26 protein-coding genes, 1 tRNA gene and 1 pseudogene are annotated in these 26502 nt (G+C 72.3%); 15 read left to right on the plus strand and 13 right to left on the minus strand.

All coding sequences use genetic code 11. The features are described 5' to 3' along the window. The first annotated feature begins 2 nt into the window (after window positions 1–2). Window positions 3–698, plus strand: a complete 696-nt coding sequence (locus ACGFR9_RS14045) for a TetR/AcrR family transcriptional regulator (RefSeq protein ID WP_393207064.1) — start codon at window positions 3–5, stop codon at window positions 696–698. Window positions 699–774: 76 nt separating this feature from the next. Here ACGFR9_RS14045 and ACGFR9_RS14050 read toward each other — a convergent pair whose 3' ends face one another. Next, on the minus strand, window positions 775–1761 hold the full coding sequence (locus ACGFR9_RS14050; RefSeq protein ID WP_393207067.1) for a helix-turn-helix transcriptional regulator: 987 nt from the start codon (window positions 1759–1761) through the stop codon (window positions 775–777). A 63-nt stretch (window positions 1762–1824) separates the two neighbouring features. On the opposite strand from ACGFR9_RS14050, the gene ACGFR9_RS14055 reads away from it, so the two are divergent. The 5 genes from ACGFR9_RS14055 (at window position 1825) to ACGFR9_RS14075 (ending at window position 7751) form a co-directional block, all read left to right on the plus strand. Then, window positions 1825–3339 (plus strand): MFS transporter, encoded by a 1515-nt coding sequence (locus ACGFR9_RS14055; protein WP_393207070.1) that lies wholly within the window; start codon window positions 1825–1827, stop codon window positions 3337–3339. Window positions 3340–3540: 201 nt separating this feature from the next. Further along, window positions 3541–4302, plus strand: coding sequence for a DeoR/GlpR family DNA-binding transcription regulator (locus tag ACGFR9_RS14060; protein ID WP_393207073.1), 762 nt, complete (start codon window positions 3541–3543; stop codon window positions 4300–4302). After that, window positions 4299–5246 (plus strand): 1-phosphofructokinase, encoded by a 948-nt coding sequence (gene pfkB / locus ACGFR9_RS14065; protein ID WP_393207076.1) that lies wholly within the window; start codon window positions 4299–4301, stop codon window positions 5244–5246. Before ACGFR9_RS14060 ends, pfkB begins: the two co-directional genes overlap by 4 nt. An 82-nt stretch (window positions 5247–5328) precedes the next feature. Further along, the gene (locus ACGFR9_RS14070; protein WP_393207079.1) at window positions 5329–7353 is read left to right on the plus strand and encodes a fructose-specific PTS transporter subunit EIIC; all 2025 of its coding nucleotides are present in this window, start codon (window positions 5329–5331) and stop codon (window positions 7351–7353) included. A gap of 116 nt (window positions 7354–7469) precedes the next feature. After that, window positions 7470–7751, plus strand: coding sequence for a hypothetical protein (locus tag ACGFR9_RS14075; RefSeq protein WP_393207082.1), 282 nt, complete (start codon window positions 7470–7472; stop codon window positions 7749–7751). Window positions 7752–7767: 16 nt separating this feature from the next. Here the strand turns inward: ACGFR9_RS14075 and ACGFR9_RS14080 are convergent, their stop codons facing one another. After that, on the minus strand, window positions 7768–8514 hold the full coding sequence (locus tag ACGFR9_RS14080) for a DUF6227 family protein (RefSeq protein ID WP_393207085.1): 747 nt from the start codon (window positions 8512–8514) through the stop codon (window positions 7768–7770). A 207-nt stretch (window positions 8515–8721) separates the two neighbouring features. Next, window positions 8722–9750 carry a P1 family peptidase gene (locus tag ACGFR9_RS14085; protein WP_393207088.1) on the minus strand — a complete coding sequence of 343 codons (1029 nt, stop codon included), beginning with the start codon at window positions 9748–9750 and terminating at the stop codon, window positions 8722–8724. Between the two features lie 44 nt (window positions 9751–9794). On the opposite strand from ACGFR9_RS14085, the gene ACGFR9_RS14090 reads away from it, so the two are divergent. Continuing rightward, a complete protein-coding gene (locus tag ACGFR9_RS14090) occupies window positions 9795–9971 on the plus strand; it encodes a hypothetical protein (RefSeq protein WP_311643556.1) in 177 nt (58 codons plus the stop codon). 22 nt (window positions 9972–9993) lie between these two features. Here the strand turns inward: ACGFR9_RS14090 and mscL are convergent, their stop codons facing one another. From mscL to ACGFR9_RS14120, 6 genes are all read right to left on the minus strand, one after another. Continuing rightward, entirely contained in the window at window positions 9994–10464 is a 471-nt protein-coding gene (gene mscL / locus ACGFR9_RS14095) for a large conductance mechanosensitive channel protein MscL (RefSeq protein WP_393207092.1), read from the minus strand. A 129-nt stretch (window positions 10465–10593) separates the two neighbouring features. Next, on the minus strand, window positions 10594–11166 hold the full coding sequence (locus tag ACGFR9_RS14100) for a hypothetical protein (RefSeq protein ID WP_393207095.1): 573 nt from the start codon (window positions 11164–11166) through the stop codon (window positions 10594–10596). 144 nt (window positions 11167–11310) lie between these two features. Beyond that, window positions 11311–12153 carry an S-methyl-5'-thioadenosine phosphorylase gene (locus ACGFR9_RS14105; protein WP_393207098.1) on the minus strand — a complete coding sequence of 281 codons (843 nt, stop codon included), beginning with the start codon at window positions 12151–12153 and terminating at the stop codon, window positions 11311–11313. Between the two features lie 77 nt (window positions 12154–12230). Then, on the minus strand, window positions 12231–12572 hold the full coding sequence (locus tag ACGFR9_RS14110) for an FmdB family zinc ribbon protein (RefSeq protein WP_393207101.1): 342 nt from the start codon (window positions 12570–12572) through the stop codon (window positions 12231–12233). Between the two features lie 67 nt (window positions 12573–12639). Beyond that, the gene (locus ACGFR9_RS14115; protein ID WP_393207104.1) at window positions 12640–13926 is read right to left on the minus strand and encodes an MFS transporter; all 1287 of its coding nucleotides are present in this window, start codon (window positions 13924–13926) and stop codon (window positions 12640–12642) included. 219 nt (window positions 13927–14145) lie between these two features. After that, entirely contained in the window at window positions 14146–15678 is a 1533-nt protein-coding gene (locus ACGFR9_RS14120) for a potassium/proton antiporter (RefSeq protein WP_393207107.1), read from the minus strand. 237 nt (window positions 15679–15915) lie between these two features. Between ACGFR9_RS14120 and ACGFR9_RS14125 the strand changes: the two genes are divergently transcribed. Then, window positions 15916–18744, plus strand: a complete 2829-nt coding sequence (locus ACGFR9_RS14125; RefSeq protein WP_393207110.1) for a penicillin acylase family protein — start codon at window positions 15916–15918, stop codon at window positions 18742–18744. 88 nt (window positions 18745–18832) lie between these two features. On the opposite strand, the gene ACGFR9_RS14130 is transcribed toward ACGFR9_RS14125, so the two are convergent. After that, a complete protein-coding gene (locus ACGFR9_RS14130) occupies window positions 18833–19447 on the minus strand; it encodes a 5-formyltetrahydrofolate cyclo-ligase (RefSeq protein WP_393207113.1) in 615 nt (204 codons plus the stop codon). Window positions 19448–19539: 92 nt separating this feature from the next. On the opposite strand from ACGFR9_RS14130, the gene galU reads away from it, so the two are divergent. From galU to ACGFR9_RS14165, 7 genes are all read left to right on the plus strand, one after another. Beyond that, complete coding sequence (gene galU / locus ACGFR9_RS14135) at window positions 19540–20451, plus strand: UTP--glucose-1-phosphate uridylyltransferase GalU (protein ID WP_393207116.1); 912 nt, start codon at window positions 19540–19542, stop codon at window positions 20449–20451. After that, window positions 20448–21770, plus strand: coding sequence for a gephyrin-like molybdotransferase Glp (gene glp / locus ACGFR9_RS14140; RefSeq protein ID WP_393207119.1), 1323 nt, complete (start codon window positions 20448–20450; stop codon window positions 21768–21770). Before galU ends, glp begins: the two co-directional genes overlap by 4 nt. An 86-nt stretch (window positions 21771–21856) precedes the next feature. Next, on the plus strand, window positions 21857–22369 hold the full coding sequence (gene moaC, locus ACGFR9_RS14145) for a cyclic pyranopterin monophosphate synthase MoaC (protein ID WP_393207122.1): 513 nt from the start codon (window positions 21857–21859) through the stop codon (window positions 22367–22369). After that, entirely contained in the window at window positions 22366–22908 is a 543-nt protein-coding gene (locus ACGFR9_RS14150) for a molybdenum cofactor biosynthesis protein B (protein ID WP_393207125.1), read from the plus strand. Before moaC ends, ACGFR9_RS14150 begins: the two co-directional genes overlap by 4 nt. 20 nt (window positions 22909–22928) lie before the next feature. Next, entirely contained in the window at window positions 22929–23588 is a 660-nt protein-coding gene (locus ACGFR9_RS14155) for a GNAT family N-acetyltransferase (protein ID WP_393207128.1), read from the plus strand. 173 nt (window positions 23589–23761) lie between these two features. Then, on the plus strand, window positions 23762–24967 hold the full coding sequence (gene glpR, locus ACGFR9_RS14160) for a gephyrin-like molybdotransferase receptor GlpR (RefSeq protein ID WP_393207131.1): 1206 nt from the start codon (window positions 23762–23764) through the stop codon (window positions 24965–24967). Between the two features lie 60 nt (window positions 24968–25027). Next, window positions 25028–25101 (plus strand) — tRNA-Ala (locus ACGFR9_RS14165). Window positions 25102–25229: 128 nt separating this feature from the next. On the opposite strand, the gene ACGFR9_RS14170 is transcribed toward ACGFR9_RS14165, so the two are convergent. The 3 genes and pseudogenes from ACGFR9_RS14170 to ACGFR9_RS14180 form a co-directional block, all read right to left on the minus strand. Beyond that, complete coding sequence (locus ACGFR9_RS14170; RefSeq protein ID WP_393207134.1) at window positions 25230–25739, minus strand: tetratricopeptide repeat protein; 510 nt, start codon at window positions 25737–25739, stop codon at window positions 25230–25232. Between the two features lie 88 nt (window positions 25740–25827). Further along, window positions 25828–25971: pseudogene (locus tag ACGFR9_RS14175) on the minus strand (RICIN domain-containing protein); the annotation flags it as partial. A gap of 45 nt (window positions 25972–26016) precedes the next feature. Continuing rightward, the gene (locus ACGFR9_RS14180) at window positions 26017–26493 is read right to left on the minus strand and encodes a GNAT family N-acetyltransferase (RefSeq protein ID WP_393207137.1); all 477 of its coding nucleotides are present in this window, start codon (window positions 26491–26493) and stop codon (window positions 26017–26019) included. Window positions 26494–26502: the final 9 nt, after the last annotated feature.

The following is a 26502-nucleotide window of genomic DNA, read 5'->3' on the forward strand; positions in this document are numbered from 1 at the left end:
GCGTGAGCAGCACCACCCCGACGCCGCCCCCTCCGCCCTCCGCGGTCTCGCTGACCGAACGGCGCAAGGCCGAGACCCGTATGCAGATCGCCCGCGCGGCGGCCGGTCTCTTCGTCCGGCAGGGCCTGCGGGCCACCCGTGCCGAGGACATCGCGCAGGCGGCCGGTGTCGCCCCGCGCACCTTCTACCGCTACTTCGCGAGCAAGGAAGAGGCCATCGGGCCCCTCTACGCGATGGGCGCGCAGCGGTGGGTGGAGGCGGTGCGCACCGCTCCCGCCGACGTACCGCTGTCGCGCGTGCTGGAGGACGCCGCACGCCACACGCTGACCCCCGGGCGCGGGGTGTCGGCGGCCTCCTGGAACTGGGTGCGCACCCTGATCCGGCTGGCCCAGGCGGACCCCGCGCTGCGCCGGGTGTGGGCGGAGACGTGCCAGGCGGCGGAACGCCGGCTGGCGGAAGCGCTGGCGCGGCGCCTGACGGCGGCTCACGTCCCGTACGACGGCGACAACGTTGCCGCCCGCACCCGGCTGGCCTTCGCCGCCGCCGTCGCGAGCGCGGCCGTACGCACGGCCATGGAGAACTGGGCGGCGGGGGAGGGGCCCTCCGAAGGGCCGGGGGGCCCGGTGGAGCTGACGGTCGCCAACCTCAGGGCGCTGCGGGACTTTCCGTGGGGGGAGGCGGCGTCGGGAGGGGACTGACGCCGGGCGTCTTCCGCCATGAGGGCCTCGACCCTCGTGCCGGCCCGGCCCCGGGCACGGCCCGTCGCGCGGACCGTCACACGGGTGCCGACGCCGTGGCCTCACCCGCCGCCCGGCTCAGCCTTGCCCCCAACTCCCTTACCGCCTCCACCAGTTCCGCGGGCTCCTGCACCGTGAAGTCGTAGCCGAGCATCCCCAGGCGTACCGCCATCCACTCCTTGGCGTCCGACACCGTCACGCGCAGGCGGCAGCTGGTGTCGGTCAGGGGCTCGGGCGGGCCCAGCCAGGCCGGGAGGCGGGACGCGACCGACTCCGCCGGTGCGGCGAAGGTGACGGTCATGTCGTACGACTCGTGTGCGCGGCGCATGGAGCGGCGCAGGAACTCCGCCGCGCTCCCCGTCGGCAGCTCCCTCGGGGTGAAGCGCGCGCCCGTCGCGAAGGGGTCGCTCACCCGGTCGACGCGGAACGTGCGCCAGTCCGCGCGGTCGAGGTCGTACGCCACGAGGTACCAGCGGCGACCGGTCGACACCAGCCGGTACGGCTCCGTCACACGCCGGGACCCGGTGCCGTCGGCCGCCCGGTAGGCGAACCGCAGCCGCTCCCGCCCGGCCACCGTGGAGGCCATCACGATGAGTGTCTCGGGCGCGATCGTCGCACCGTCGCCGCTGGTCAGCGGGGTGGTCGCGGCCTGGAGCGTGCTCACGCGGTGACGCAGCCTGCCGGGCAGCACCTGCTCCAGTTTCGCCAGCGCACGCACCGACGCCTCGTCCACGCCCTCCAGCGCGTGCCCGGCGCCGGCCCGCAGGCCGACCGCGATGGCCACCGCCTCCTCGTCGTCGAGCACCAGTGGAGGCATCGCCTTCCCGGCGACCAGCCGGTAGCCGCCGTCCGTGCCCAGCGTCGCCTGCACGGGATAGCCGAGTTCGCGCAGCCGGTCGATGTCCCGCCGGACCGTGCGCCGGGAGACGCCGAGCCGGTCGGCCAGTTCGCCGCCGGGCCATTCGCGGGGCGTCTGGAGGAGGGAGAGAAGAGTCAGGAGCCGTGCCGGAGTGTCCGTCGTCATGGAAACGAGGATGCCGCATAACTAGGACCTGATCCGTCCTAGATGGCTTCTAGCTTCGGCGACATGAACTCCACCGACACCCCGCACACAGCACGGCCCGAGGCGGGCGACCGTCGCCGCTGGTTCGCACTGGCGATCGTGATGACCGCGGCCTTCATGGACCTCGTCGACGTCACCATCGTCAACATCGCGATCCCGTCCATCCAGCGCGACGAGGGCGCCACCTTCAGCCAGATCCAGTGGATCACCGCCGGCTACGCGCTGGCCTTCGCCGCCGGGCTCGTCACCGGCGGGCGGCTCGGCGACATCCACGGCCGCAAGCGGATCTTCCTCGTCGGTATCGGCGGCTTCACCCTCGCCTCCGCGCTGTGCGGGTTCGCCGTGAACCCGGAGATGCTGGTCGCCTCCCGCATCCTCCAGGGGGCCATGGCGGCGCTGATGGTGCCGCAGGTGCTGTCGATCGTGCACGCGACCTTCCCGCCGCACGAGCGCGGCAAGGTGTTCGGGCTGTTCGGGGCCATCGTCGGCCTGGGCGCGGTGTCCGGACCGCTGCTGGGCGCGCTGCTGACCGAGTGGAACCTGTTCGGCCTCGAATGGCGGCCGATCTTCCTGATCAACCTGCCGGTCGGCATCGCGGGGCTGATCCTCGGCCGGCGCTTCATCAGTGAGTCGAAGGCGCCGCGCGCCCTGAGACTGGACCTGGTGGGCGTCGCGCTGGTGACGCTGGGCCTGCTGATGCTGCTCTACCCGCTGACCCGCGGCCGTGAGCTGGGCTGGCCGCTGTGGGGGTACATGTCGATGGCCGGCGCGCTGGTGGTCTTCGGGGCGCTGGTGGCGTACGAGCGGGTCAAGGGCGCGCGGGACGGCTCCCCGCTGATCGAGCTGTCGCTGTTCCGGGTGAAGAGCTTCGCGGCGGGCATCGCGGTGCAGACGGTGTTCGGGGTCGGACTCGGGATCTTCTTCCTGGTGTGGACGCTGTACATGCAGATCGGCCTGGGCTGGAGCGCGCTGCGGGCCGGACTGACCGGGGTGCCGTTCTCCCTCGCGGTCTCCGCCGCGGCCGGGATGTCGGTGCAGCTGCTGGTGCCGCGTTTCGGACGCAAGGTGCTCCAGGCGGGCGCGCTGGTGATGGCGGCGGGCGTTCTCCTCTACATAGGGGAGTCCGAGCGGTACGGCATGGACATCACGTCCTGGCAGATGGCGCTCCCGCTGGTGGTCATGGGCGCCGGCATGGGGCTGATCGTGGCGCCGCTGACGGACGCGGTGCTGTCCGGGGTGCCGCGCGAGCACGCCGGGTCGGCGTCGGGGCTGATCAACACCGTGCAGCAGATGGGGAACGCGCTGGGGCTCGGCCTGGTGTCGGTGGTGTTCTTCGGGGTGATCGACGAGCGGCTCGCCCCGGCCGAGGTGGGGCCGGCGTTCGCGGACGGCTTCCAGCACGCGCTGGGCTATGTGGCGGCGGTGCTGGGCGTGATCTTCCTGCTGATGTTCGCCCTGCCGAAGCGCCCGGCCCAGCATGTGGAGGGCGCGGGGGAGGCCCCGGCGGTGGTGGAGAAGGAGCGGGAGCTGGTGTCCTGAACGGCGCGGACGTGGGAAGGGCCTGGTACCTCGGAGGTGCCGGGCCCTTCCCGTTTTCGCCCCTTGAGGACATCCGGACACAAACGGAAGTCCGGTCATGCCTGTTTTCGGGCCTGCGTCTGTTTACTTTCCGGACATTCGGACGTACGGTGCCAGCGAAACCACACGTTCGGGCATGAACGGACTCGGAGGCAAACGGACATGTACGCACCGGAGCGCCAGCAGGAGATCCTGCGGCTCGCCCGTGACGGCGGCCGGGTGGACGTGGTCTCGCTGGCCGAGGAGTTCCAGGTGACCGCCGAGACCATCCGCCGGGACCTGAAGGCCATGGACCGCGCGGGCCTGGTCCGCAGGGTGCACGGCGGGGCCATCCCCGCCGGACGCCTCGACTTCGAGCCGGACCTCGCCGAGCGGGAGACGACCGCGGCCGACGAGAAGGACCGCATCGCCCGGGCCGCCCTCGCCGAACTCCCCGCCGACGGCACCCTGATCGTGGACGCCGGTTCGACGGTCGCGCGGCTCACCGGCATCCTGCCGGCGGGGGCCTCCCTCACCGTCGTCACCCACAGCCTGCCCATCGCGGCCCGGCTCGCCGACCACCCCGGCATCCAGCTCCACCTCGTCGGGGGGCGCGTACGGCACCGTACGCGCGCCGCCGTGGACGCCTGGGCGCTGCGGGCGTACGCCGAGATCCGCGCGGACGTCCTGTTCGTGGCCGCCAACGGGTTCTCCGCCGAACACGGACTCACCACCCCCGACCTCGCCGAGGCCGCCGTGAAGCGCGCCGCCATGGCCGCGGCCCGCCGTGTGGTGCTGCTGGCCGACTCCTCCAAGCACGGCCAGGAGCACTTCGCCCGCTTCGGCGGCCTCGCCGACGTGGACCTGCTGATCACCGACAGCGGGCTCGGCCCGGACGACGCCGCCGCGATCGAGCGCGGCGGCACGGAAGTAGTACGCGCATGATCCTCACCATCACCCCCAACCCGTCCCTGGACCGCACCTACGAGGTCCCCTCGCTGGACCGCGGCGAGGTCGTCCGGGCCACCGGCGAACGCGTCGACCCCGGAGGCAAGGGCGTCAACGTCTCCCGCGCCGTCGCCGCGGCCGGCCGCCGCACCGTCGCCGTGCTGCCCCTGGGCGGCGCACCCGGCGCCCTGGTCGCCGACCTGCTGGACGCGCAGGGCATCGAGGTCGCCCCGGTCCCGGTCGCCGGAGCCACCCGCTCCAACATCGCGCTCGCCGAGACCGACGGCGTACTGACGAAGATCAACGCACCCGGTCCGGAACTGACGGCGGACGAACGGGAACTGCTGCTGGACACCGTGCGCCGGCAGGCCCCGGGCGCCGACTGGATCGCCTGCTGCGGCAGCCTGCCGCGCGGACTGGCCCCGTCCTGGTACGCGGACCTCGTCGCCCGGGTGCACGCCGCCGGCGTACGCATCGCCCTGGACACCTCCGGACCCGCGCTCCTCGCGGCCCTGCGCGAGCGGCCCGACGTGGTGAAGCCGAACGCCGCCGAGCTCGCCGAAGCCGTCGGGCGGCCCCTGGTCACCGTCGGCGACGCGCTGAAGGCGGCCGAGGAACTGAGGGGGATGGGCGCCCGCGCCGTCCTCGCGAGCCTCGGCGCCGACGGGCAGCTGCTCGTGGACGACGACGGCGCCTGGTTCGGCACCGCTCCGGTGGACGCCGTCCGCAGCAACGTGGGCGCCGGTGACTCCTCGCTCGCCGGTTTCCTCGTCGCCGGCGGGCGCGGCCGTGAGGCCCTCGTCTCCGCCGTCGCCCACGGCGCGGCGGCCGTCCGGCTGCCCGGCAGCGTGATGCCGACGCCGGGCGACCTGGACCCGGCCGCGGTGACCGTCACGGCCGACGTACCGGGCGACCGCGTCCTGCGGGAGCCGGTGTCATGAACCACCCCTTCCCCTTCTCACCCCCGTCCCCCTCTCCCGCCCACCCCGCTGTACGGGCGCTATGCGTGCGAAGGAGCCCGCGATGAGTGACCTGATCACCGCGGAACTGGTCGACCTCGACCTGTCCGCCGACACCAAGGAGGCGGCGGCGCGTGCCCTCGCCGAGCGCATGGTGGCCCTGGGCCGGGTGACCGACCTGGACGGCTTCCTCGCCGACGTCGCCGCCCGCGAGGCGCAGATGCCGACCGGCCTCGACGGCGGCATCGGCATCCCGCACTGCCGCAGTGAGCACGTCACCGAGCCCACACTCGCCTTCGGACGCAGCGCCGCCGGGATCGACTTCGGGGCGGCGGACGGACCCGCCGACCTGATCTTCCTCATCGCCGCCCCGGCCGGCGCCGACGACGCCCATCTGACGATCCTGTCGTCGCTGGCCCGGCAGCTCATGAACACCGAGTTCACCGACGCGCTGCGGTCCGTGACCGGCGCGGACGCGGCGGCCGCGCTGATCCGGGGCGAAGAGGCCGGCTCCGAGGACTCCGTGACGGCGCCGGCGGCGGCCTCCGCCGGCGCCGCCACGGGCACCACCGCTCCCGAGACGGACCGCCCCTTCCGGGTCGTCGCCGTCACCTCCTGCCCCACCGGCATCGCCCACACCTACATGGCGGCCGAGTCGCTGGAGAACGCCGGCCGGGACGCCGGCATCGAGATCACCGTCGAGACCCAGGGCTCCGCCGGGTTCACCCGGCTCGACCCGGCCGTGATCGCGGCGGCCGACGGCGTGATCTTCGCTCACGACGTGCCCGTACGGGAGAAGGACCGCTTCGCGGGCAAGCCCACCGTCGACACCGGCGTCAAGGCGGCCATCAACCGTCCCGCCGAGCTGATCGGCGAGGTGCGCGGCAAGGCGGAGCGCGGCGAGGCCACCGCGGCCACGTCCGGCGGTACGCCCGTCGAGCAGACCGGCGACAGCGGCGAGGGCTACGGCACCAAGCTGCGCAAGTGGCTCATGTCCGGCGTCAGTTACATGGTGCCGTTCGTCGCGGCCGGCGGTCTGCTGATCGCCCTCGGCTTCGCGATCGGCGGCTACGACATCAACGAGGCGCCCTCGGTGATGGACCACTTCGTGTGGACCCAGGCCGCCAGCTGGGGCGCCCTGCTCTTCCAGATCGGCGGCGTCGCCTTCGGCTTCCTCGTCCCGGTCCTGGCCGGCTACATCGCCTACGGCATGGCCGACCGGCCCGGCCTCGTGCCCGGCTTCGTCGGCGGCGCGATCTCCCTCACCATCAACGCCGGCTTCCTCGGCGGCCTCGCGGCCGGTCTGATCGCCGGTGGTGTGGTGATCGCGATCCAGAAGGTGCGCATCCCGGCGGCACTGCGCGGCATCATGCCGGTGGTGGTGATCCCGCTGATCTCCGCCGCGGTCGTCGGGTTCCTGATGTTCGTCGTCATCGGCAAGCCCATCGCCGAGGCCCAGAAGGGCATGACGGACTGGCTGAACGGCCTCACCGGCACCAACGCCGTCCTCCTCGGCGCCCTCCTCGGCCTGATGATGTGCTTCGACCTCGGCGGCCCGGTCAACAAGGTCGCCTACACCTTCGCCACCGCCGGGATCGCCGTCGCGAGCCCCAGCGACTCCGCGATGAAGATCATGGCCGCGGTGATGGCGGCCGGCATGGTGCCGCCGCTGGCGATGGCCCTGGCCACCACGGTCCGCGGCAAGCTCTTCAACCGGACCGAGCGCGAGAACGGCAAGGCCGCCTGGGTGCTGGGCGCCTCCTTCATCTCCGAGGGCGCGATCCCGTTCGCCGCCGCCGACCCGCTGCGGGTGATTCCCGCGTCGATGGCGGGCGGCGCGGTCACCGGCGCCCTGTCGATGGCCTTCGGCGCCACCCTGCGCGCCCCGCACGGCGGCATCTTCGTGGTCCCGCTGATCGGCAACCCCTTCCTCTACCTGGTCGCCATCGCCGCGGGCGTCGGCGTCACCGCCGCCCTGGTCGTCGTCCTCAAGGGACTGCGCAAGCCGGCCGCCGGGGCCGGTGCGGGGGCGGCGGGAGCGGGTGCTCCGGCGCCGTCCGCCGAGGCCCGGGAGCCGGTGGCCGCGTGACGATACGGCGGTGCGTCCATTTGGGTAGGTGTGAGCATTTCATGCCTACTGCGATATAGATCACCATCATCACGATCCGGGGCCAAAGCCCCGGATCGTGGTGTGTACTGGGCCGCATGCCTGAGTACAAGACACACTCGCGGACGACGGGCGCCACCGTCCTCACGCTGGTGGCCGTGGCCTGCGCGGCGGGTCTGGCCGATGTCCTGCGACGTCGACGCGGGCGTCCGCGCGCACACCGGCCCGTCGAAACGGTCCCACGGCAACACACGCCCCACGGCGTCCCGGTGATCCCACGCCAGCGGCGGACGGGCCCCGACGGGGAGGCCGTACGGCTCACCCCGGCGGAGCGCGACGCCTTCGCCGTGCTGGTGCGGCACCTCAGCGAAGGGGACTGAGCCGGCCGCCGCCGCGTCAGGAGACCTGGGCCGCCCGGCGCTCCATCGCGTCCCGCGCCGCGTCCTCGCTGCCGTACACCTCGCACATGTGCCGTCCGTCGGGCGTGACCGTGTGCTCGACCTCCCACAGGGAGAGCTCGCCGCCGTCACCGAGCAGGAACGCGTGTTCGTAGAGCGAGAAGGACAGTCCCGGGCGGCCCGCGCGGGACGGGCGGCCGAAGGCCTGGGTGATCCGGTGGGCGCGCGCCGTGGCCAGCCGCGCGGCCGTCTCCCCGCCCGGCCGGTCCGTGTTCTCCGCCCGGCGCAGTAAGCGCCGCGCGTGATCCGCCGACCGGTCCGGTACATACACCGGCCGCAGGGCGGGCGGCGGCGACAGCCGTATCGTCACCGGCAGTTCGAAGTCCGGGGTGTCCGGCGGCAACGGCAGCCGCGCCGTGGCCGTACGCAGCTCCTCCTCGTCCACATACACCTCGTGCTGCGGCTCCGCCCCCGGGGCCGTGTTGTGCACGAGCTCCCAGAGCGTCAGCGCCGAACCGTCGGCGAGCAGCCAGGTGTGCCGGTACGTCTCCCGGTGCAGCCCCGCGCTGTGGTGCGCGGAGTGCAGCGAACCGTCGTGCGCCAGCGCGCAGTCCAGCCGGCCGATCGTCTCGTCGGGCAACTCGAAGGAGTTCAGCGCACGTCCGAGGAAACGCGCGAGGTGTTCCTCCGGAGTCTCGGGTGAGTCGGGTGGTTCGTACGCTGGAGTGTCGTACGGAACGCTCAAGGTTTCTCCCGGCGTTGCTGCATGTCACCTTGTGGGTGCATACCGTAGCCCCTCGGCCGGACATCGTGTCCGGGAACCTGGGAAACGTATGGCCGGAAAACGCTCGGGTGACGCGAGAAGTTCCCGGCCCGGCCCGGCAGGACGTCAATAGTTCCTGATCGGACGGCACTTCGGTAGCCGCTCGACGGTTCCTCCTCCGTTTCTCCTTCAGTGTTCGCCGTACAGCTCCCCGTACGACGGCCATGCCCCGCCCGGACCGTCCACCGGGGTGGCGGCACGGACCGCCCGGACGATCGCGCGGGTCACCAGGTCCGCGCCCGCCGCCAGGACCTCGTTCAGCGCGAGGGGGTTCGCCGCGTCCAGCGGGCGGGCGCCCGTGGCCAGGGTGAACACGGTGTCTCCGTCGCTGAGCAGATGCACCGGCCGTACCGCCCGCGCGATCCCGTCGTGCGCGGTGCCGGCCAGCTTCTGCGCCTGCGCCTTGGACAGGCCGGCGTCGGTGGCGACCACCGCGAGTGTGGTGTTCAGCGGCGGCGCCCCGTTGCGCTCCGCCGTCCGTGCCAGCCTCCGCAGCGCGGCCTCGTGCACCTCCGGCTCCGGATGGCGCACCCTTCCCTGGAACAACTCCCCGTACAGCACCCCCGTTTCCGGATCCATCACCGAGCCCGCCGCGTTGGCCACCACCAGCGCGGCCACCGTGATCCCCGACTCCAGCACCGTGCTCGCGGTGCCGATGCCGCCCTTCAGCTGCCCGGCCACCGCGCCCGTCCCGGCGCCCGCACAGCCCTGCGGCACCGGGTCGCCGGGCTCGCTCGCCGCCGCGGCCTCGACCGCGGCCCGGCCGGTGGCGGCGTCGGGCCTGGCCCGGAAGTCGCCGCCGCGGCCCAGGTCGAAGACACAGGCGGCCGGCACCACCGGCACCACATGGGCCGGATCCGGCCCGACCCGCACGCCGCGTCCGCGCTCCTCCAGCCAGGCCATCACCCCGGAGGCCGCGTCGAGCCCGTACGCGCTGCCCCCGGTCAGCACGATCGCCTCGGCCTTCTCCACCAGGTTGCGCGGATCGAGCGCGTCGGTCTCCTTCGTGCCGGGCCCGCCGCCGCGCACGTCCACCGCGGCCACGGCCCCGCCCTCGGGCGCGAGCACCACCGTGGTGCCGGTGAGCCATCCGCCGCCGGTACGCGTCGCGTGTCCCACACGCAGGCCGGCCACATCCGTCAGAGCGTCAGCTGTCATGGGGCCAGTACTGCCCGGTCGGGGGCGGCCGTACCCTGGACGGTATGAGCATCGCCCCCGATCCCCGCCCGCGTGAGACCGAGCCGGCGCTGGTCTTCGACGACCCGCTGGACCAGCAGTCCACGGACGACACGGACCGCGGGTGGGGCGACCGCCCGTCCGGCGACAGCGCCGCCGATCTGAAGCGCTTCCTCGACGAGAAGCCGCCCCACCACATCTGACCCGCCCGCGGGCGCGCCGCTTCTACCGCTCGCCCGGGCCCTGGCCGCGCTGGGCGACGAGGGTGTCGCGGATCTCCTTGAGCACTTCCAGCTCGCTGATCTCGACGACCTCCCGCGTGCCCTCCTTCGCCTTCCGGCGGGCCTCCACGCGGGCCAGGTACTTCGCCATGGGCAGCACCATCAGGAAGTAGACGACCGCCGCCGTGATCACGAACTGCAGCGTCGCCCCGAGGACCGAGCCCCACATGATCGTGACACCCGTCGCGGTGTCGCCGGTGCCCTCGCAGGGTCCCTTCAGACACGAGCTGTAGCTGTCCAGGTTCTTGGTGCCGAAGGCCCCCACCAGCGGATTGATGACACCCTTCACGACCGCGTTGACGATGTTCGTGAAGGCGGCGCCGATGACCACCGCAACAGCCAGATCGACGACGTTCCCGCGCATCAGGAAGGCCTTGAAGCCCTGCCACACGCTCGTCTTTCCGTTGTCGCTCACCGCGGACCCTCATTCCTTGTGCACAGGCTGTGGACGAAAACGTTCCGCAACATACGTCACCCCCCGGCGGACGTGTCCAGTCGGACCGGCCCGAGCGTGAGGCCGACGCCTGTGAGAAACGCGACACGGTCACCACATCGTCACCGCCAGCCGGGCCGTGGCACTCGCCCCCGCCAGGCCGGACGCGGCGCCGCGCGGCACCGACAGCACGACCAGCGCGCCGCCGTCACCCGCGCCCCGCGCCGGCTCCGGCACCCCGGTCACCCGAGCCCCGCGCGCGACCACCCGGGCCCCGCCCCCGGACACCGACTCCTCGGCGGCGATCACATCCACCCGGTCGCCCGGCCGCAGCAGCCGGACCGTGGCCGCGTCGGCGATCCGCACCGCCGCCGTGACCTGCGCACCCGGGCGCTCCCGGGCCGGGCGGTCCCCGGCAGGCAGCGGCGCGGTACGGGCCGCCGGAACCCCGCCGGGACGCCCGCGGGAGCGGTCCGCGTCCCGGGGCCCCGCCGCCACCAGCGCCGCCGCCGTGACCGCGAGACCGACCGCCACGGCCCGCCTCCGGTGCCGTACGAGCCGGCCCGGAAGCGGCAGACCGCCGCGCACCCGCACCGGGGCGAAATGCGGCACCTCGCACGGCGGAGGCACCTCGGCGCCCGGCGGGCGCGGGACGCGGGAGAGAGGGGAGGGAGGACGGGACACGGGTACCACCACCTGGGACGAGGGACCGGCTTGCGGCTCCCACGATGACGCCTCACGGCCCCGCCCGCCGGGCCCTGTGGACGCACCACGGCCCTGTGGAGAACTCCCCCGCCCGAACGGGACGTTCCGCCCCGCCGCCACCGGCTACGGCAGCGCGAACCCCGGGTCCGTCCCGCCCAGCGCCGACGCGCACGGGCAGTCCCGTTCCGCCGTCTCCGGCAGCCCGGCCACCGCGTCGAAGAGCACGTCCCGCAACCGGTCCACGTTGGCGGCGAACACCCGCAGCACCTCTTCGTGGGAGACCCCCTCACCGGTCTCCGCGCCCGCGTCCAGGTCGGTGACCAGGGTCAGGGAGGTGTAACAGAGCTCCATCTCACGGGCGAGCGCCGCCTCCGGATGCCCGGTCATGCCCACCACCGACCAGCCCTGCGCCTGATGCCAGAGCGATTCGGCGCGGGTGGAGAAGCGCGGCCCCTCGACCACGACCAGCGTGCCGCCGTCCACCGCCTCCCAGTCCCGACCCCGCGCCGCCTTCAGCGCGGCGGCCCGCCCGGTGGGGCAGTAGGGGTCGGCCAGCGACACATGCACCACGTTCGGCACCGTGCCGTCGGGCAGCGGCAGCCCGTCGAAGTAGGTGGCCGTCCTGGACTTCGTACGGTCCACGAACTGGTCCGGCACGAGCAGGGTGCCCGGCCCGTACTCCGGCCGCAGACCGCCGACCGCGCACGGTCCGAGGACCTGGCGCACGCCGACCGAACGGAGCGCCCACAGGTTGGCCCGGTAGTTGATCCGGTGCGGCGGCAGATGGTGGCCGCGCCCGTGCCGGGGGAGGAAGGCGACCCGCCGGCCGGCCACCTCGCCGAGGAACAGGGAGTCGCTGGGAGCCCCGTACGGGGTGTCCACCTGGACCTCGGTCACGTCGTCGAGGAAGGAGTAGAAACCGGAGCCGCCGATCACGCCGATCCGGGCGTTCGCCTTGTTCACCATGTCCCGCACCCTAACCGCACCCGGAAACGCCGAAGACCCCGTCGTCGTACGACGACAGGGTCCCGTAAGAAAGTGGCCTACGCGGCGGTGGTGCTGGTGGAGCTGCCCGAACCGGACGAGCCGGACGAAGAGCCCGAGCCGGACGAAGAGCTCGCGCCGGCCGAAGAGCCCGAGTCCGAGGAGGAGGACGTCGACGACGAGGTGCTCGACGACTTCGACGCCGGCGAGCTGCTCGACGAGGAGCCGCGGCTGTCGTTGCGGTAGAAGCCGGAGCCCTTGAAGACGATGCCGACCGCCGAGAACACCTTCTTCAGGCGGCCCTGGCAGTTGGGGCATTCGGTCAGGGCGTCGTCGGTGAACTTCTGCACCGCCTCGAGGCCCTCGCCGCACTCGGTGCACTGGTACTGGTACGTCGGCACTGTCTTCCTCCTGGCACTCTCACTCGATGAGTGCTAACGACGGTCCATAGTGACGTATTCCGTCGGATCAGTCCACTGCCACGGGATCGCGGTGACCGACGCCACGCGCGACGGTGCGCCCGCGCGGGTGCGCCGCCAGTCGCGAACGCAACGCCAGCAGGGTCACCAGGGCCAGCACGGTACCGGCCATCGGGACCAGGAAACCGGCGCCGCCCCACAGGCGGTCCTCCAACTGCCCGGCGACCGTGACGGCCGCCGCCTGCCCGAGCGCGACGGCACCGGTCAGCCAGGTGAACGCCTCGGTGCGGGCGCCCGCCGGCACCAGGTCCTCCACCAGCGTGTAGCTGGTGATCAGGGCCGGTGCGATGCACATGCCGACCAGGAGGCCGAGCGCGGCCAGCAGCAGGGCCGAATGGGCGGTCCACAGGGCGGACGCGGTCAGCGCGAGCGCCGCGTAACCGATCAGCATGCGCCGCTGCGGGGAGGCCTTCCAGGCGATGGCGCCGCAGACGATGCCGGAGATCATGTTTCCCGCGGCGAAGACGCCGTACAGGACGCCGTTCAGTCCGGGCTCGCCGATCGACTCGGTGAACGCGGCCAGCGAGACCTGCATGCCGCCGAAGACGGAACCGATGCCGAGGAACATCACGATCAGCACACGCACACCGGGGACGCGCAGTGCGGAAACGTGCTCCACGCGCGTGTGCCCGTCCCGGCCCGCCGCGGGCTGGGTGCCCTTCTGCGCGGCGAACAGCAGACCGCCGACCAGGGTCAGCGCGGCCTCGGTGAGCAGACCCGCGGCCGGGTCGACCGTCGTGCACAGGGCAGTGGCCAGCAGGGGACCGACGATGAACGTGAACTCGTCGGTGACGGACTCGAAGGCCGCCGCCGTGGTCAGCAGCGGGGAGCCCTTCAGCCGCACGCCCCAGCGGGCCCGCACCATGGGTCCGACCTGCGGCACCGAGGCACCCGTCGGCACGGCGGCGGCGAACAGCGCCCACAGCGGCGCGTCGGTCAGCGCCAGCGCGGTGAGGGCCAGTCCGGCCGCCGTGTGCACCAGGACGCCGGGCACGAGGACGGCACGCTGACCGTGCCGGTCGGCGAGACGGCCGCCGTACGGCGCGAACAGCGCCATGGAGACACCGGTGGCGGCGGCCACGGCGCCGGCCGCGCCGTACGAGCCGGTGGTGTGCTGCACCAGCAGCACGATGGAGAGCGTGAGCATCGCGAACGGCTGGCGTGCCGCGAAGCCGGGGAGGAGGAACGTCCACGCGCCGCGTGTGCGCAGCAGCCGGCCGTATCCCGGGCGGGAGGCGGCCGTCGAGTCCTTCGACGTGGTGACCGTGGATGCCACGGCCCGTGCCTTTCTGCCACCTGGTAGCAACCCGCGCGGGAGACACGGGGGCGCCGAGAGCTGTCCTCTTGCGCTGACTGCGGTAGATACCGGCGCCACAGCTCAGGGCGCTCCGGCCGCCATACGGTCGCGCCAGCTCTGCGTCAGGCAGAGTTGGTTCGATCTGGGGGTCGTCTGCATCATACAGGGATCACCGGCCGACCCGGTGTGAGCAGGCCCTCAGACGCCGTCGGGCGATCCGTCCGTGCCCAGCCAGCCCGCCAGCTTGCCGCCCTGGCCCACCGCGCGCAGACGCCGTTCGGCGGCGTCCCGCACCGGGTCGGTGGCGACGACGAGCAGTTCGTCCCCGCGGCGCAGCACCGTCGCCGGCTGCGGCACGAACGACGTGCCCTCGCGTACGACGAGGGTGACGGCGGCGCCCGCGGGCAGCCGCAGCTCGCCGACCTCCACGCCGTGCATCCGGGACCCGGCCGGGATGGCGACCGACAGCAGATGGCCGCGCAGCCGCTCCAGGGGCGCCGACTCGATGCCGAGGTCGGCGGCGGTGTCCCGGCCGAGGCGCAGCTTGCGGGCCAGCCAGGGCAGTGTCGGGCCCTGGATAAGGGTGTAGACGACGACCAGGACGAAGACGATGTTGAAGATCTTCTCGCTGCCGTCGACGCCCTGCACCATGGGGATCGTCGCGAGGATGATGGGCACGGCGCCGCGCAGCCCCGCCCAGGACATCAGTGTCTGTTCCTGCCAGGGCACCCGGAACGGCACCAGGCACACCACGACGCTGAGCGGGCGGGCCACCATGGTGAGCGCCAGCCCGATGACCAGGGCGGGCACGATGTCGTCGCCCAGTTCGTGCGGGGTGACGAGCAGGCCGAGCAGGACGAACATGCCGATCTGGGCGAGCCAGCCGAGCCCTTCGGCGAAGCCGCGCGTGGCGGGCCAGTGCGGCAGTTTGGCGTTGCCGAGCACCATGGAGGCCAGGTAGACGGCGAGGAAGCCGCTGCCGTGGGCGAGGGCGCCGGCGGCGTAGGCGGTGACGGCGATGGCCATGACGGCGATCGGGTAGAGGCCGGAGGCGGGCAGCGCCACGTGCCGCAGGCCCCAGGAGCCGAGCCAGCCGACGGCGAGCCCGATGGCGGCGCCGATGGCCAGCTCCAGGACTATCTCGCCGAACAGCACGTACCAGTGCTCGATCGGTCCGGCCGAGGAGAAGGCGACGACGAGGATGACGACGGGAGCGTCGTTGAAACCGGACTCCGCCTCCAGTGCGCCGGTCACCCGCGTGGGGAGCGGAATCCTCCGCAGCACCGAGAAGACGGCAGCCGCGTCCGTCGACGACACCACCGCGCCGATGATCAGCGCCTGCCGCCATTCCAGCCCGACCAGGAAGTGCGCGGCCGACGCCGTCACGCCGACGCTCACCGCGACACCGGTCAGCGCGAGCGCGGAGGCGGCCGGCAGGACCGGTCTCACCTCTTTCCACTTCGTGCCCAGACCGCCCTCGGCGAGGATCACGACCAGGGCCGCGTAGCCGATGACCTGGGTCAGTTCGGCGCTGTCGAACTGGATGTCGCCGATGCCGTCCTGGCCCATGGCGATGCCGATGCCCAGATAGACGAGCAGGCTGGGGAGCCCGCTGCGCGAGGAGATCCGGACCGCTGCGACGGCGACGAGCAGGACGATCGAGCAGACGAGCAGGAGCTGGTTGAGGTGGTGGACAGTCAGCGGCCGTTCCCTTCCCTGTCTCGGGCGCACTCGCGCGTGAGCTCACGTACCGCGCGTGCGATCCACCGCTTCCGCGGCAAACTACTTCGTTACCTTACCTAACTCTTGACGCGTTCTTGACGCTCGAGACGGCAAGATCGAACGTCCGTCCGGGCTGGTTCCCTACTCCGCGTCAAGTGCCGCGGGGTCCTGCGCCTATCGTTGCTCCAGCGCTCAGTTAAAAGCACAGCCCGACCTGCCGCTCGCGTTAGGACAGCAAGGACAGCGATGCCCACCGACACCACCGCCTCCACGGGTCAGCAGGCCGGCGCCTCCGCGGAGCAGCAGCCCGGCACGTCCGGCAGGAAGAAGGGGCGCAGAGCCAGGCTGTTTCTGATCGTCCTGGTGCTGGCCCTGATCGGCGGTCTCGCCTACGGGGGCTACTGGACGGTCAGTACCGTGCGCGCCTCCTTCCCGCAGACCAGCGGTTCGATCACCCTCGCGGGACTGGCCGGACCCGTCGACGTCAAACGGGACGGCTACGGCATCCCGCAGATCTACGCCTCCTCCGACGAGGACCTGTTCATGGCGCAGGGCTATGTCCAGGCGCAGGACCGGTTCTACGAGATGGACGTGCGCCGGCACATGACCTCCGGCCGGCTCTCGGAGATGTTCGGCGCGGGCCAGGTCGACAACGACGAGTTCCTGCGCACCCTGGGCTGGGACCGGGTCGCGAAGGAGGAGTACGACAAGAAGCTCTCCCCCGCCACGAAGAAGTACCTCCAGGCGTACGCCAAGGGGGTCAACTCCTATCTGGAGGGCAAGGAGGGCAAGGAGATCTCGCTGGAGTACGCGGCGCTGGGCTTCGAGAACGACTACAAGCCCGGCGCGTGGACCCCGGTCGACTCCGTGGCCTGGCTGAAGGCGATGGCCTGGGACCTGCGCGGCAACATGCAGGACGAGATCGACCGCGCGCTGATGACCAGCCGCCTCGGCCCGAAGCAGATCGCCGATCTGTACCCGGCCTACCCGTACAGCCGGAACAAGCCGGTGGTCCAGGAGGGCCAGTACGACCAGATCACCGGGGCGTACGGGCAGGGCGAGAGCACGGGCGGTACGGGCACAGGGACCGGAACCGGGACAGGGACAGGGACCGGGACCGGTACGGAGACGGGCACCGGGACGGGCACAGGAACCGGGACGGGTACCGGCACCGGGACCGGTCTGGAGAGCCAGCTCACCGGTCTCCAGCAGGTCCTCCAGGACCTCCCCACCGCCGTCGGCGTCAACGGCGACGGGATCGGCTCCAACTCCTGGGTGGTCGCCGGGGAGCACACCATCACCGGCAAGCCGCTGCTCGCCAACGACCCGCACCTGTCGGCCTCGCTGCCGTCCGTCTGGTACCAGATGGGCCTGCACTGCCGCGAGGTCTCCGCCGACTGCCAGTACGACGTCACCGGCTACACCTTCGCGGGCATGCCCGGCGTGATCATCGGCCACAACCAGGAGATCGCCTGGGGCCTGACCAACTCCGGCGTCGACGTCACCGACCTCTACCTGGAGAAGATCACCGGCGACGGGTACCAGTACGACGGCAAGGTGGTGCCGTTCAAGACGCGCGAGGAGACCATCGAGGTCGCCGGCGGCAAGGCGCGGAAGATCGTCGTACGGGAGACCAACAACGGTCCTCTGCTCTCCGACCGTTCCAGCGATCTCGTCAAGACCGGCAAGAAGGCCACCGTCGACAGCGCCGCCCCCGACCGGGGCGACGGTTACGGCGTGGCGCTGCGCTGGACCGCCCTGGACGCCGGCCGCACCATGGACTCCGTCTTCGCGATCAACCGCGCGAAGGACTGGGACGACTTCCGTGAGGCGGCCACCCTGTTCGAGGTGCCCTCGCAGAACCTGGTCTTCGCGGACACCGAGGGCGACATCGGCTACACCCTCCCCGGGAAGATCCCCACCCGCGCGGAGAACCACGACGGTTCCGTCCCGGCCCCCGGCTGGGACCCCGACTACGCGTGGACCGGCTGGATCGAGCAGGACGCCCTGCCCTACGAGCACAACCCGGACCGCGGCTACATCGTCACCGCCAACCAGGCCGTCGTCGGCGAGGACTATCCGTACACGCTGACCACCGACTGGGGTTACGGCGCCCGCAGCCAGCGGATCACCGACCTGATCAAATCGAAGATCAAGGACGGCGGCAAGATCTCCACCGACGACATGCGCCAGATGCAGCTGGACAACTTCAGCTCCATCGCGCAGACGCTGGTGCCCGAGCTGATCAAGATCGACACCGAGGACAAGGACGTCCGCGAGGCCCAGAAGCTGCTGGAGGGCTGGGACTACACCCAGGACGCCGACTCCGCGGCCGCCGCGTACTTCAACTCCGTGTGGCGCAACGTCCTCAAGCTCTCCTTCGGCCACAAGCTGCCCAAGGAGCTGCGGGTCAAGGGCCAGTGCCTGTGGGTCGACCCGGTCAACAACACCGGGCCCGCCGACCAGGCGGACAAGGTCCGCGAGTGCGGCCAGCGCGCCGCCGACCAGGCGCAGCCCGACGGCGGCGACCGCTGGTTCGAGGTGGTGCGCAAGCTGATGGACAAGGAGGACAGCTCCTGGTGGAAGACGCCCAAGGCGGGCACGCGTCCCGCCGCGGACAACCGTGACGAGCTGTTCAAGCGCGCCCTGATCGACGCCCGCTGGGAGCTGACCGCCAAGCTCGGCAAGGACATCGACACCTGGAGCTGGGGCCGGCTGCACCGCCTGTTCCTGAAGAACCAGACGCTCGGCACCGAGGGTCCGGGCTTCCTCCAGTACATGCTCAACCGCGGCCCGTGGAAGCTCGGCGGCGGCGAGGCCACCGTCAACGCGACGGGCTGGAACGCCGCCGGCGGCTACGGCGTCGTGTGGGTGCCGTCCATGCGGATGGTGGTCAACCTCGGCGACCTCGACAAGTCCCGCTGGATCAACCTCACCGGTGCCTCCGGGCACGCCTACAGCGCCCACTACGTCGACCAGACGGAGAAGTGGGCCGAGGGCGAGCTGCTGGAGTGGTCGTACTCGCAGAAGGCGGTCGAGGACAGCACCAGCGACACGCTGCAGCTGAAGCCCTGACCCCCGCCCCGCCTGCCGGAAGCGGCCTCCACGCACACGCGTGGGGGCCGCTTCCGCGTGTGTGGGGGCCGCCGCCCCGCGTGCGGGCTCAGCGGAAGCGTCGTACCCCCGACGGGGTCACCACCGCGTGCACCGGCCGGTCGTGGGGCTCCTCGGGAAGGCGCGCGACCACCTCGGTGTCGTACAGCAGCACCACCAGGGCCGGGTGTACGCCCGCGCGGTCGAGCCGGGCGAGGACACGGTCGTACGAGCCGCCGCCGCGGCCCAGGCGCACCCCGCGCGCGTCGACGGCGAGGCCCGGCAGCAGCACGACGTCCGCCTCCGTGACCGCGTCGGGCCCCAGACGCGGCCCCGCGGGCTCGAGGAGGGCCATTTTCCCGCCATGTCGCACGCGCGTGAGCGAGCCCTCGCCCTCGTACACGCCCCAGTCCAGGTCGTTGTCGGGCAGCAGCACGGGCAGCAGGACGCGTGTGCCCCGTGCGCGGAGCGTGTCGAGGAGCGCGAGGGTGCCGGGTTCACCGCCCACGGAGACATACGCCACGACCGTGCGCGCGTGCGCCAGTTCGGGCAGTGCGAGGGCCCGCCGGGCCAGCGCGGCCGCGGACTCCCGTACGTCATCGGCAGTCAGCCCGTTCCGCGCCGTGAGGATTCCCCGGCGCCGTACGCGCTTGTCGGGGTCGTTCGCGCGCTCGTCGTGTCTCAAGTCCGTCCCCGTACCGTTGCAATGTGCTCATATGAGCCGTTATTCATCGGAGCCTCAGATTCCCTGCAAAGGGGCCCGATATGGTGGCGGGCATGTCTCAGTCACACCCTCGGATCAGCAAGGCTGTCATCCCCGCAGCCGGCCTCGGCACCCGGTTCCTGCCGGCCACCAAGGCCACTCCCAAGGAGATGCTGCCGGTCGTCGACAAGCCGGCGATCCAGTACGTGGTCGAAGAAGCCGTTTCCGCCGGCCTGGACGACGTCCTCATGGTCACCGGCCGCAACAAGCGCCCCCTGGAGGACCATTTCGACCGCAATTATGAACTGGAGTCGGCCCTCCAGAAGAAGGGCGACGCCGGCCGTCTCGCCAAGGTCCAGGAGTCCAGCGACCTGGCCACCATGCACTACGTCCGCCAGGGCGACCCCAAGGGCCTCGGCCACGCCGTGCTGTGCGCCGCCCCGCACGTGGGCGACGAGCCCTTCGCCGTCCTCCTCGGCGACGACCTGATCGACCCGCGCGACCCCCTGCTCCAGCGCATGATCGACGTCCAGCAGCAGCACCGCGGCAGCGTCGTCGCGCTCATGGAGGTGGCCCCCGAGCAGATCCACCTCTACGGCTCCGCCGCCGTCGAGATCACCGAGGACTCCGACGTCGTCAAGGTCAGCGGCCTCGTCGAGAAGCCCGCCGCCGAGGACGCGCCGTCCAACTACGCCATCATCGGCCGCTACGTCCTCGACCCGGCCGTCTTCGGCATACTGCGCCGGACCGAGCCCGGCCGCGGCGGCGAGATCCAGCTCACCGACGCCCTCCAGCAGCTCGCGGACGACGAGAAGGTTGGCGGCCCGGTGCACGGAGTCGTCTTCAAGGGCCGCCGCTATGACACCGGCGACCGCGGGGACTACCTGCGTGCCATTGTCCGGCTCGCGTGCGAACGTGAGGACCTGGGCCCGGACTTCCGGACCTGGCTCCAGCGCTACGTCACCGAGGAGATGCAGGAACGTTGAGCACCGCCGCGCCCCGCACCGCAGGCCCGGACCACCTCTGGTCGGTCGACGAGCACCTGGACGACATCCTCGCGACCGTCCGGCCGCTCGAACCCATCGAGCTGAACCTTCTCGACGCCCAGGGCTGCGTCCTCGTCGAGGACATCACGGTGGCGGTCTCCCTGCCCCCGTTCGACAACAGCTCCATGGACGGGTACGCGGTGCGGGTCGCGGACGTCGCCGGCGCGAGCGAGCAGTACCCGGCGGCCCTCGAGGTCGTCGGGGACGTCGCCGCCGGCGCGGCCGACCTCCTCCACGTCGGCCCCGGCCAGGCCGCCCGCATCATGACCGGCGCCCCGCTCCCGCCCGGCGCCGAGGCCGTCGTCCCCGTCGAGTGGACCGACGGCGGGCTCGGTGAGGGCCCGGCCGCGGGGATGCGCGCCCGCAGTCTGGCCCCCGAGGGCGCGACCGGGCAGGTGAACGTGTACCGCCCGGCCGAGGCACGCGCACACGTGCGCGCGAAGGGCAGCGACGTCAGGGCCGGCGACCGCGCCCTGGACGCCGGCACCGTGCTCGGCCCGCCGCAGATCTCCCTGCTCGCCGCGATCGGCCGGGGCACCGTACGGGTGCGCCCGCGCCCGCGCGTGGTGGTGCTCTCCACCGGCAGCGAACTCGTCCAGCCCGACGAGGAACTGCGGTCCGGTCAGATCTACGACTCCAACAGCTTCGCCCTCACCGCCGCCGCGCGGGACGCCGGCGCGATCGCCTACCGCGTGGGCGCCGTCGCCGACGACGCGGCGACCCTGCGGGACACCATCGAGGACCAACTGGTGCGCGCCGACCTGATGGTCACCACCGGCGGTGTGAGCGTCGGGGCGTACGACGTCGTCAAGGAGGCGCTGTCGCACGCCGGGGACGAGGACGAGCCGGGCAGCGGCGTCGAGTTCCGCAAGCTCGCCATGCAGCCGGGCAAGCCCCAGGGCTTCGGCTCCATCGGCCCCGACCACACCCCGCTGCTGGCCCTTCCGGGCAATCCGGTCTCCAGCTACGTCTCCTTCGAGATGTTCGTCCGCCCCGCCATCCGCACCCTGATGGGGCTCACGGACATCCACCGGCCGAGGGTGCGCGCGCAGCTCACCGGGGACCGGGAACTGACCTCGCCGCGCGGCCGCCGCCAGTTCCTGCGCGGCCGGTACGCCGACGGCGCCGTGACCCCGGTCGGCGGTGCCGGCTCCCACCTCGTCGCCGCCCTCGCGCAGGCGAACGCCCTGATCGTCGTCCCCGAGGAGGCCGGGTCCGTCGCGCCCGGCGCGGAGGTCGACGTGGTCCTGCTCGGCTGAGCGCGGACGGTTGGCGGTACCGTGTCGCGCACAGCAGGCCCGCGCGCCGCACCGCGCCGGGCCAGGACCGGGAGCGCCACAAGATCATGACCGTGCCTTCCCGGGGGGACACCCCCGGACCCTCCGACCAGTCCCGCCTGACCCACATCGACGAGGCGGGCGCCGCCCGTATGGTCGACGTGTCCGGCAAGGACGTGACCGCGCGCACCGCGCGGGCGACCGGCCGCGTTCTCGTCTCCCCGCGCGTGATCGAGCTGCTGCGCGGCGAGGGCGTACCCAAGGGCGACGCCCTGGCCACCGCGCGCATCGCGGGCATCATGGGGGCCAAACGCACCCCCGATCTGATCCCGCTGTGTCACCCGCTGTCGGTGTCCGGTGTGAAACTGGACCTGTCGGTCGCGGACGACGCCGTGGAGATCGCGGCGACCGTGAGGACGACGGACCGTACGGGTGTCGAGATGGAGGCGCTCACCGCGGTCACCGTCGCCGCGCTCACCGTGATCGACATGGTCAAGGCGGTCGACAAGGAGGCGGTCATCACGGACGTACGGGTCGAGGCGAAGACGGGCGGCAGGTCGGGCGACTGGAGCCGGGCATGACACTCGACGCGACCGTCGGCGGCGCGTTGCTCGCGCCGTACAGCGCGCTGGTCGTCACCGCCTCCAACCGGGCCGCCGCGGGCGTCTACGAGGACAAGGGCGGCCCACTGGTCGCGGACGGGCTGCGGCGCTTCGGTTTCGCGGCCGACGGCCCCCAGGTGGTCCCCGACGGCGACCCCGTGGAGGCCGCCCTCCGCGCGGGCGTGGACGCCGGGTACGACGTGATCGTCACCACCGGCGGCACCGGCATCTCACCCACCGACCGCACTCCCGAGGCGACCCGCCGGGTCATCGACCACGAGGTCCCCGGCATCGCGGAGGCCATCCGCGCGTACGGCCGTGACAAGGTGCCCACCGCCGCCCTCTCCCGGGGCCTCGCGGGCGTCGCGAACGGCACGCTCATCGTCAACCTGCCCGGGTCCGGCGGCGGGGTGAAGGACGGACTGGCCGTTCTGGAGCCGCTGCTGAGGCACGCCGTCGACCAGCTGCGCGGCGGGGACCACCCGAGACCGGGTGCCACCGGTGGGGGTGCGAGCTGAACAGCCCACACTGGCCGGCCGTGCTGGTGGACGGCGACATCGTCCTCCGGCCGATAAGGCTGCGCGACCAGAAGGCCTGGCGCGAGGTCAACCGGCGCAACCGGGACTGGCTGCGGCCCTGGGAGGCGACGATCCCGCCGCCCACGCCCAGCGGCCCGGTCACCCACCGGCCGACCTACCGTCAGATGGTCCGCCATCTGCGCTCGGAGGCGAACGCGGGCCGGATGCTGCCGTTCGTCATCGAGTACCAGGGCCGTCTCGTCGGCCAGTTGACGGTCGCCGGGATCACCTGGGGCTCGATGTGCTCGGGCCACGTCGGCTACTGGGTGGACGAGGCGGTGGCCGGCCGGGGCGTGGTGCCGACGGCCGTGGCGATGGTCGTGGACCACTGTTTCCGCACGGTCGGACTGCACCGTATCGAGGTCTGTATTCGCCCCGAGAACGTGCCGAGCCGCCGGGTGGTGGAGAAACTCGGATTCCGCGAGGAGGGGCTGCGGCCCCGGTATCTCCACATCGACGGAGCCTGGCGAGACCATCTCGTCTTCGCGCTCACGGCGGAGGAAGCGGCCGACGGTTTGCTCGCCCGCTGGCACCGGGCACGCTCCCCGCAGCGTCCCGGCCACGAGCTGCCCGGACGCGAGCGACGCAACCCGGGAATCCCGCACGGACCAGGAAATTGAATAAACGTTCGAATTTTTTATGGGGATGACCGTCTTCGGACGCGCTATTTCCGGGTTCAAGCGGATGTCTGATCGCATCGATCACAAGAAAAGTTAGAAATATCAGCCAGATCGTGCGACACACCGGCCCAATTGGCGGATGGCCCCGTGCAAACCCCTCTACCGTGTGAGACGTGAGCAGCAGCGGCCTCATCTACGCAGTCATCGTCGGGGCCTGGGCCGCCTACTTGGTGCCGATGTGGCTCCGTAGGCAGGACGAGCTGAACGAGGCCCGTCCGACGGAACGCTTCAGCACCGCCATCCGATTGCTGTCCGGACGGGCGGGGATGGAGCGCCGGTACGCCAAGGACCTGCGGGCGCGCTCCACCGACGAGGGGGAGTACGACGTCCACGACCCGGACGCGGTCACCGACTCGGTGGACGTCCGGGCCTTCGCCGTGACCCGGACCCGTCCGCGGACCCAGGCACCGGTACCGCCGGCTCCCGCGGAGCGGTCCGAACCGGCGCCCGCGCGGCCCCCGCGCGAACGCACGGAACGGCGGGTGCCCGAACCGGCCCCCGCGCGCGAGCGCGTCCCGGCCGCCCGCGGCGGATCGGACGCCCAGCGGGCCCGGGCGGCGCAGGCCGCCGCCGCGCGCGCCCAGCGTTCCAAGGCGCTCGCCCGCCGTCGGCGCACCACCACGATGCTCTTCGCCGCGTTCACGCTCGGCGCGGTCGTCGCGGCGGTCGGCGGACTGGCCTTCCTGTGGGCGCCCGCCGTGCCGGCCGTACTGCTGAGCGCGTACATCGCCTACCTCCGCTCCCAGGAGCGCCGCCGCTTCGCCTACCAGATGGACCGCCGTCAGGCCGAGGTCGCGGCGCAGCGGCTGCGTGAGCGGGAGCGCCAGCCGCGCCGCCGTCCGTCCGTCGAGGACGCCGACGCGGACGAACCGGAGGGCCCGGAAGCCGGTGTCGTCACCGACCCGGACCTGACCGCGCTCGCCGCGGACCGGCGTGCGCTCGTCGAGCAGACGGACCACGCCGAGTGGGTCGACCAGCAGCGTGAGCGCCGCCGGCGCCCCGACCAGGGAGGCGACAGCTGGGACCCGGTCCCGGTGCCGCTGCCCACGTATGTGACGGCCCCGGTCGCCCCGCGCGCGACCGGCGACGTGGACCTGGGCGCCCCGGACGCCTGGAGCTCGGCCCGCTCCAGCGCCGTACCGGCGGACGAGGCGCAGCCCCCGGCGGACGAAGCGGAACCGGACCCGGCGGCCCCCGCCGACGGGACCCGCACCGACGCCCGGCGCGCGGCCTCCGCCCGCCGCTCCCGCGAACGCGGCCGCACCCCCCTCTTCGACCAGTACGAGGACGGCGACCGGCCGAAGGCGGCCAACGAGTAGCGCCAGGCCAACGGATTTCCGAGCACCCCGATCGGGATGCTAAAGTTTCACTCGTTGCAAGGGCCTGTGGCGCAGTCTGGTAGCGCACCTCGTTCGCATCGAGGGGGTCTGGGGTTCAAATCCCCACAGGTCCACGCACGACTGTTCCCGAGTCAGCTCGGGAGCGGTTGACAAAGATCCCGACCGATCTTCCTGATCGGTCGGGATCTTTGTCGTTTCCGGGGCTGTGGTCGATGGCGATGGCTGGTTCCGGTCCCGTTGCTCAGCTGTCCGGCGTCGGGTCCGCCATGGCCGCGGCGTAGTGGGCGAGGGATCTGCCGTAGCTGGGCAGGTGGCGGGAGAGCGCGCCGAGGGCCAGGGCCGCGGCCTCCCGTTCGCGGCCGAGGTCGACGAAGGTCAGGGCGAGGAACGCGGTGACCGCGTCGTCGAGATGGTCGGACGTCTTCCCGCGCTCCGCGAGGAGCAGGTCGGCGCCGGCCTGCGGGCGGCCGAGGGCGCGCAGCGTACTCGCGAGCTGGATGACCGCCTGCCGTCGGCGGTCGCCGTCCAGGCCGCCGTCCAGAGCCTGCCGGTAGAGGGGGACGGCTTGCTCGCCCAGGTCGGTCGCGTCACAGGCGGACGCGAGCTCGAACGCGGCGACGGCGTGCCCTTGCGGCAGTTCGCCGGTCAGCGTCCTCATCCTCGAGCGGAACTCCGCCGCGTCGAGGTCGTCGAAGGCGGCCCACAGGGCGGCACACCGTCGTTCCCATCCCGCCGTGATCTTCATGGTCATCGTCTCAGCCTCGCAGACGGGGCAGGCTTCTGGAGCGCGGTACAAAGCCCCGGCCGGAATCACCGGCCGGGGCATCTGTGAGTGGGGGTCAGGCGAGGGTCCACTTCCGGTTGGTGGCGCCTGTGCAGGTCCAGATCTGCAGGGGGGTGCCGTCGGTGGCGGAACGGCCCTTGGCGTCCAGGCACTTGTCCACGCCGACGTTGGTCAGGTCGCGGGCGGACGTGTGGACCCACAAGCAGGTGTCGCACCGGGTGTGCTCGTACGGCGGCGACCGGCCTCAGAGCGGCTTCGCGTAGCAGAGGCTGTCCTCGTGGAAGCGGTAGTAGCCGAATTTCCCGCAGGGGTCGTAGCCGCTGGAGGCGTACAGGGCTATGGCCTCCGGCTGCTTGGTGCCGGTCTCCAGGACCATACGGACGCGGCCTGCTGCGCGGGCGTCCTCCTCCAGCGCCGCCAGAATGCGGCGGGCCAGGCCGCGGCCCCGCATCTGTTCGATCACGTACATGCGCTTCAGCTCCGCGTCGCCGTCCTGGTTGCCCTCCTCGTTGGCGTCCTGGACGCGCCAGCCGCCGGAGGCCACGGGGACGCCGGCGTCGTCGTACGCGACGAGGTAGACGCCGTTCGGGGGGCGGAAGTCCGCCGGGTCCATGTGGGTGGCGTCGCCGCCGTCGCCGTAGCGGACCTCGTACTCGGCCTGGACTTCGGCGTCGAGCTTCACGGCGTCGGGGTGGTCGTAGGGGACCGGGCGGATTTCCATGCCGAATAC

This window comes from Streptomyces sp. NPDC048584 (assembly GCF_043199595.1).
GTDB lineage: Bacteria > Actinomycetota > Actinomycetes > Streptomycetales > Streptomycetaceae > Streptomyces > Streptomyces edwardsiae.

What these genes read in the sequence shown, in the direction of transcription:
- ACGFR9_RS14050 (WP_393207067.1), bottom strand. Translation starts at nt 1,761, where the DNA reads ATGACGACGGACACTCCGGCACGGCTCCTGACTCTTCTCTCCCTCCTC.
- ACGFR9_RS14055 (WP_393207070.1), top strand. Translation starts at nt 1,825, where the DNA reads ATGAACTCCACCGACACCCCGCACACAGCACGGCCCGAGGCGGGCGAC.
- ACGFR9_RS14060 (WP_393207073.1), top strand. Translation starts at nt 3,541, where the DNA reads ATGTACGCACCGGAGCGCCAGCAGGAGATCCTGCGGCTCGCCCGTGAC.
- pfkB (WP_393207076.1), top strand. Translation starts at nt 4,299, where the DNA reads ATGATCCTCACCATCACCCCCAACCCGTCCCTGGACCGCACCTACGAG.
- ACGFR9_RS14070 (WP_393207079.1), top strand. Translation starts at nt 5,329, where the DNA reads ATGAGTGACCTGATCACCGCGGAACTGGTCGACCTCGACCTGTCCGCC.
- ACGFR9_RS14075 (WP_393207082.1), top strand. Translation starts at nt 7,470, where the DNA reads ATGCCTGAGTACAAGACACACTCGCGGACGACGGGCGCCACCGTCCTC.
- ACGFR9_RS14085 (WP_393207088.1), bottom strand. Translation starts at nt 9,750, where the DNA reads ATGACAGCTGACGCTCTGACGGATGTGGCCGGCCTGCGTGTGGGACAC.
- ACGFR9_RS14090 (WP_311643556.1), top strand. Translation starts at nt 9,795, where the DNA reads ATGAGCATCGCCCCCGATCCCCGCCCGCGTGAGACCGAGCCGGCGCTG.
- ACGFR9_RS14105 (WP_393207098.1), bottom strand. Translation starts at nt 12,153, where the DNA reads ATGGTGAACAAGGCGAACGCCCGGATCGGCGTGATCGGCGGCTCCGGT.
- ACGFR9_RS14125 (WP_393207110.1), top strand. Translation starts at nt 15,916, where the DNA reads ATGCCCACCGACACCACCGCCTCCACGGGTCAGCAGGCCGGCGCCTCC.
- galU (WP_393207116.1), top strand. Translation starts at nt 19,540, where the DNA reads ATGTCTCAGTCACACCCTCGGATCAGCAAGGCTGTCATCCCCGCAGCC.
- moaC (WP_393207122.1), top strand. Translation starts at nt 21,857, where the DNA reads ATGACCGTGCCTTCCCGGGGGGACACCCCCGGACCCTCCGACCAGTCC.
- ACGFR9_RS14150 (WP_393207125.1), top strand. Translation starts at nt 22,366, where the DNA reads ATGACACTCGACGCGACCGTCGGCGGCGCGTTGCTCGCGCCGTACAGC.
- ACGFR9_RS14170 (WP_393207134.1), bottom strand. Translation starts at nt 25,739, where the DNA reads ATGACCATGAAGATCACGGCGGGATGGGAACGACGGTGTGCCGCCCTG.
- ACGFR9_RS14180 (WP_393207137.1), bottom strand. Translation starts at nt 26,493, where the DNA reads ATGGAAATCCGCCCGGTCCCCTACGACCACCCCGACGCCGTGAAGCTC.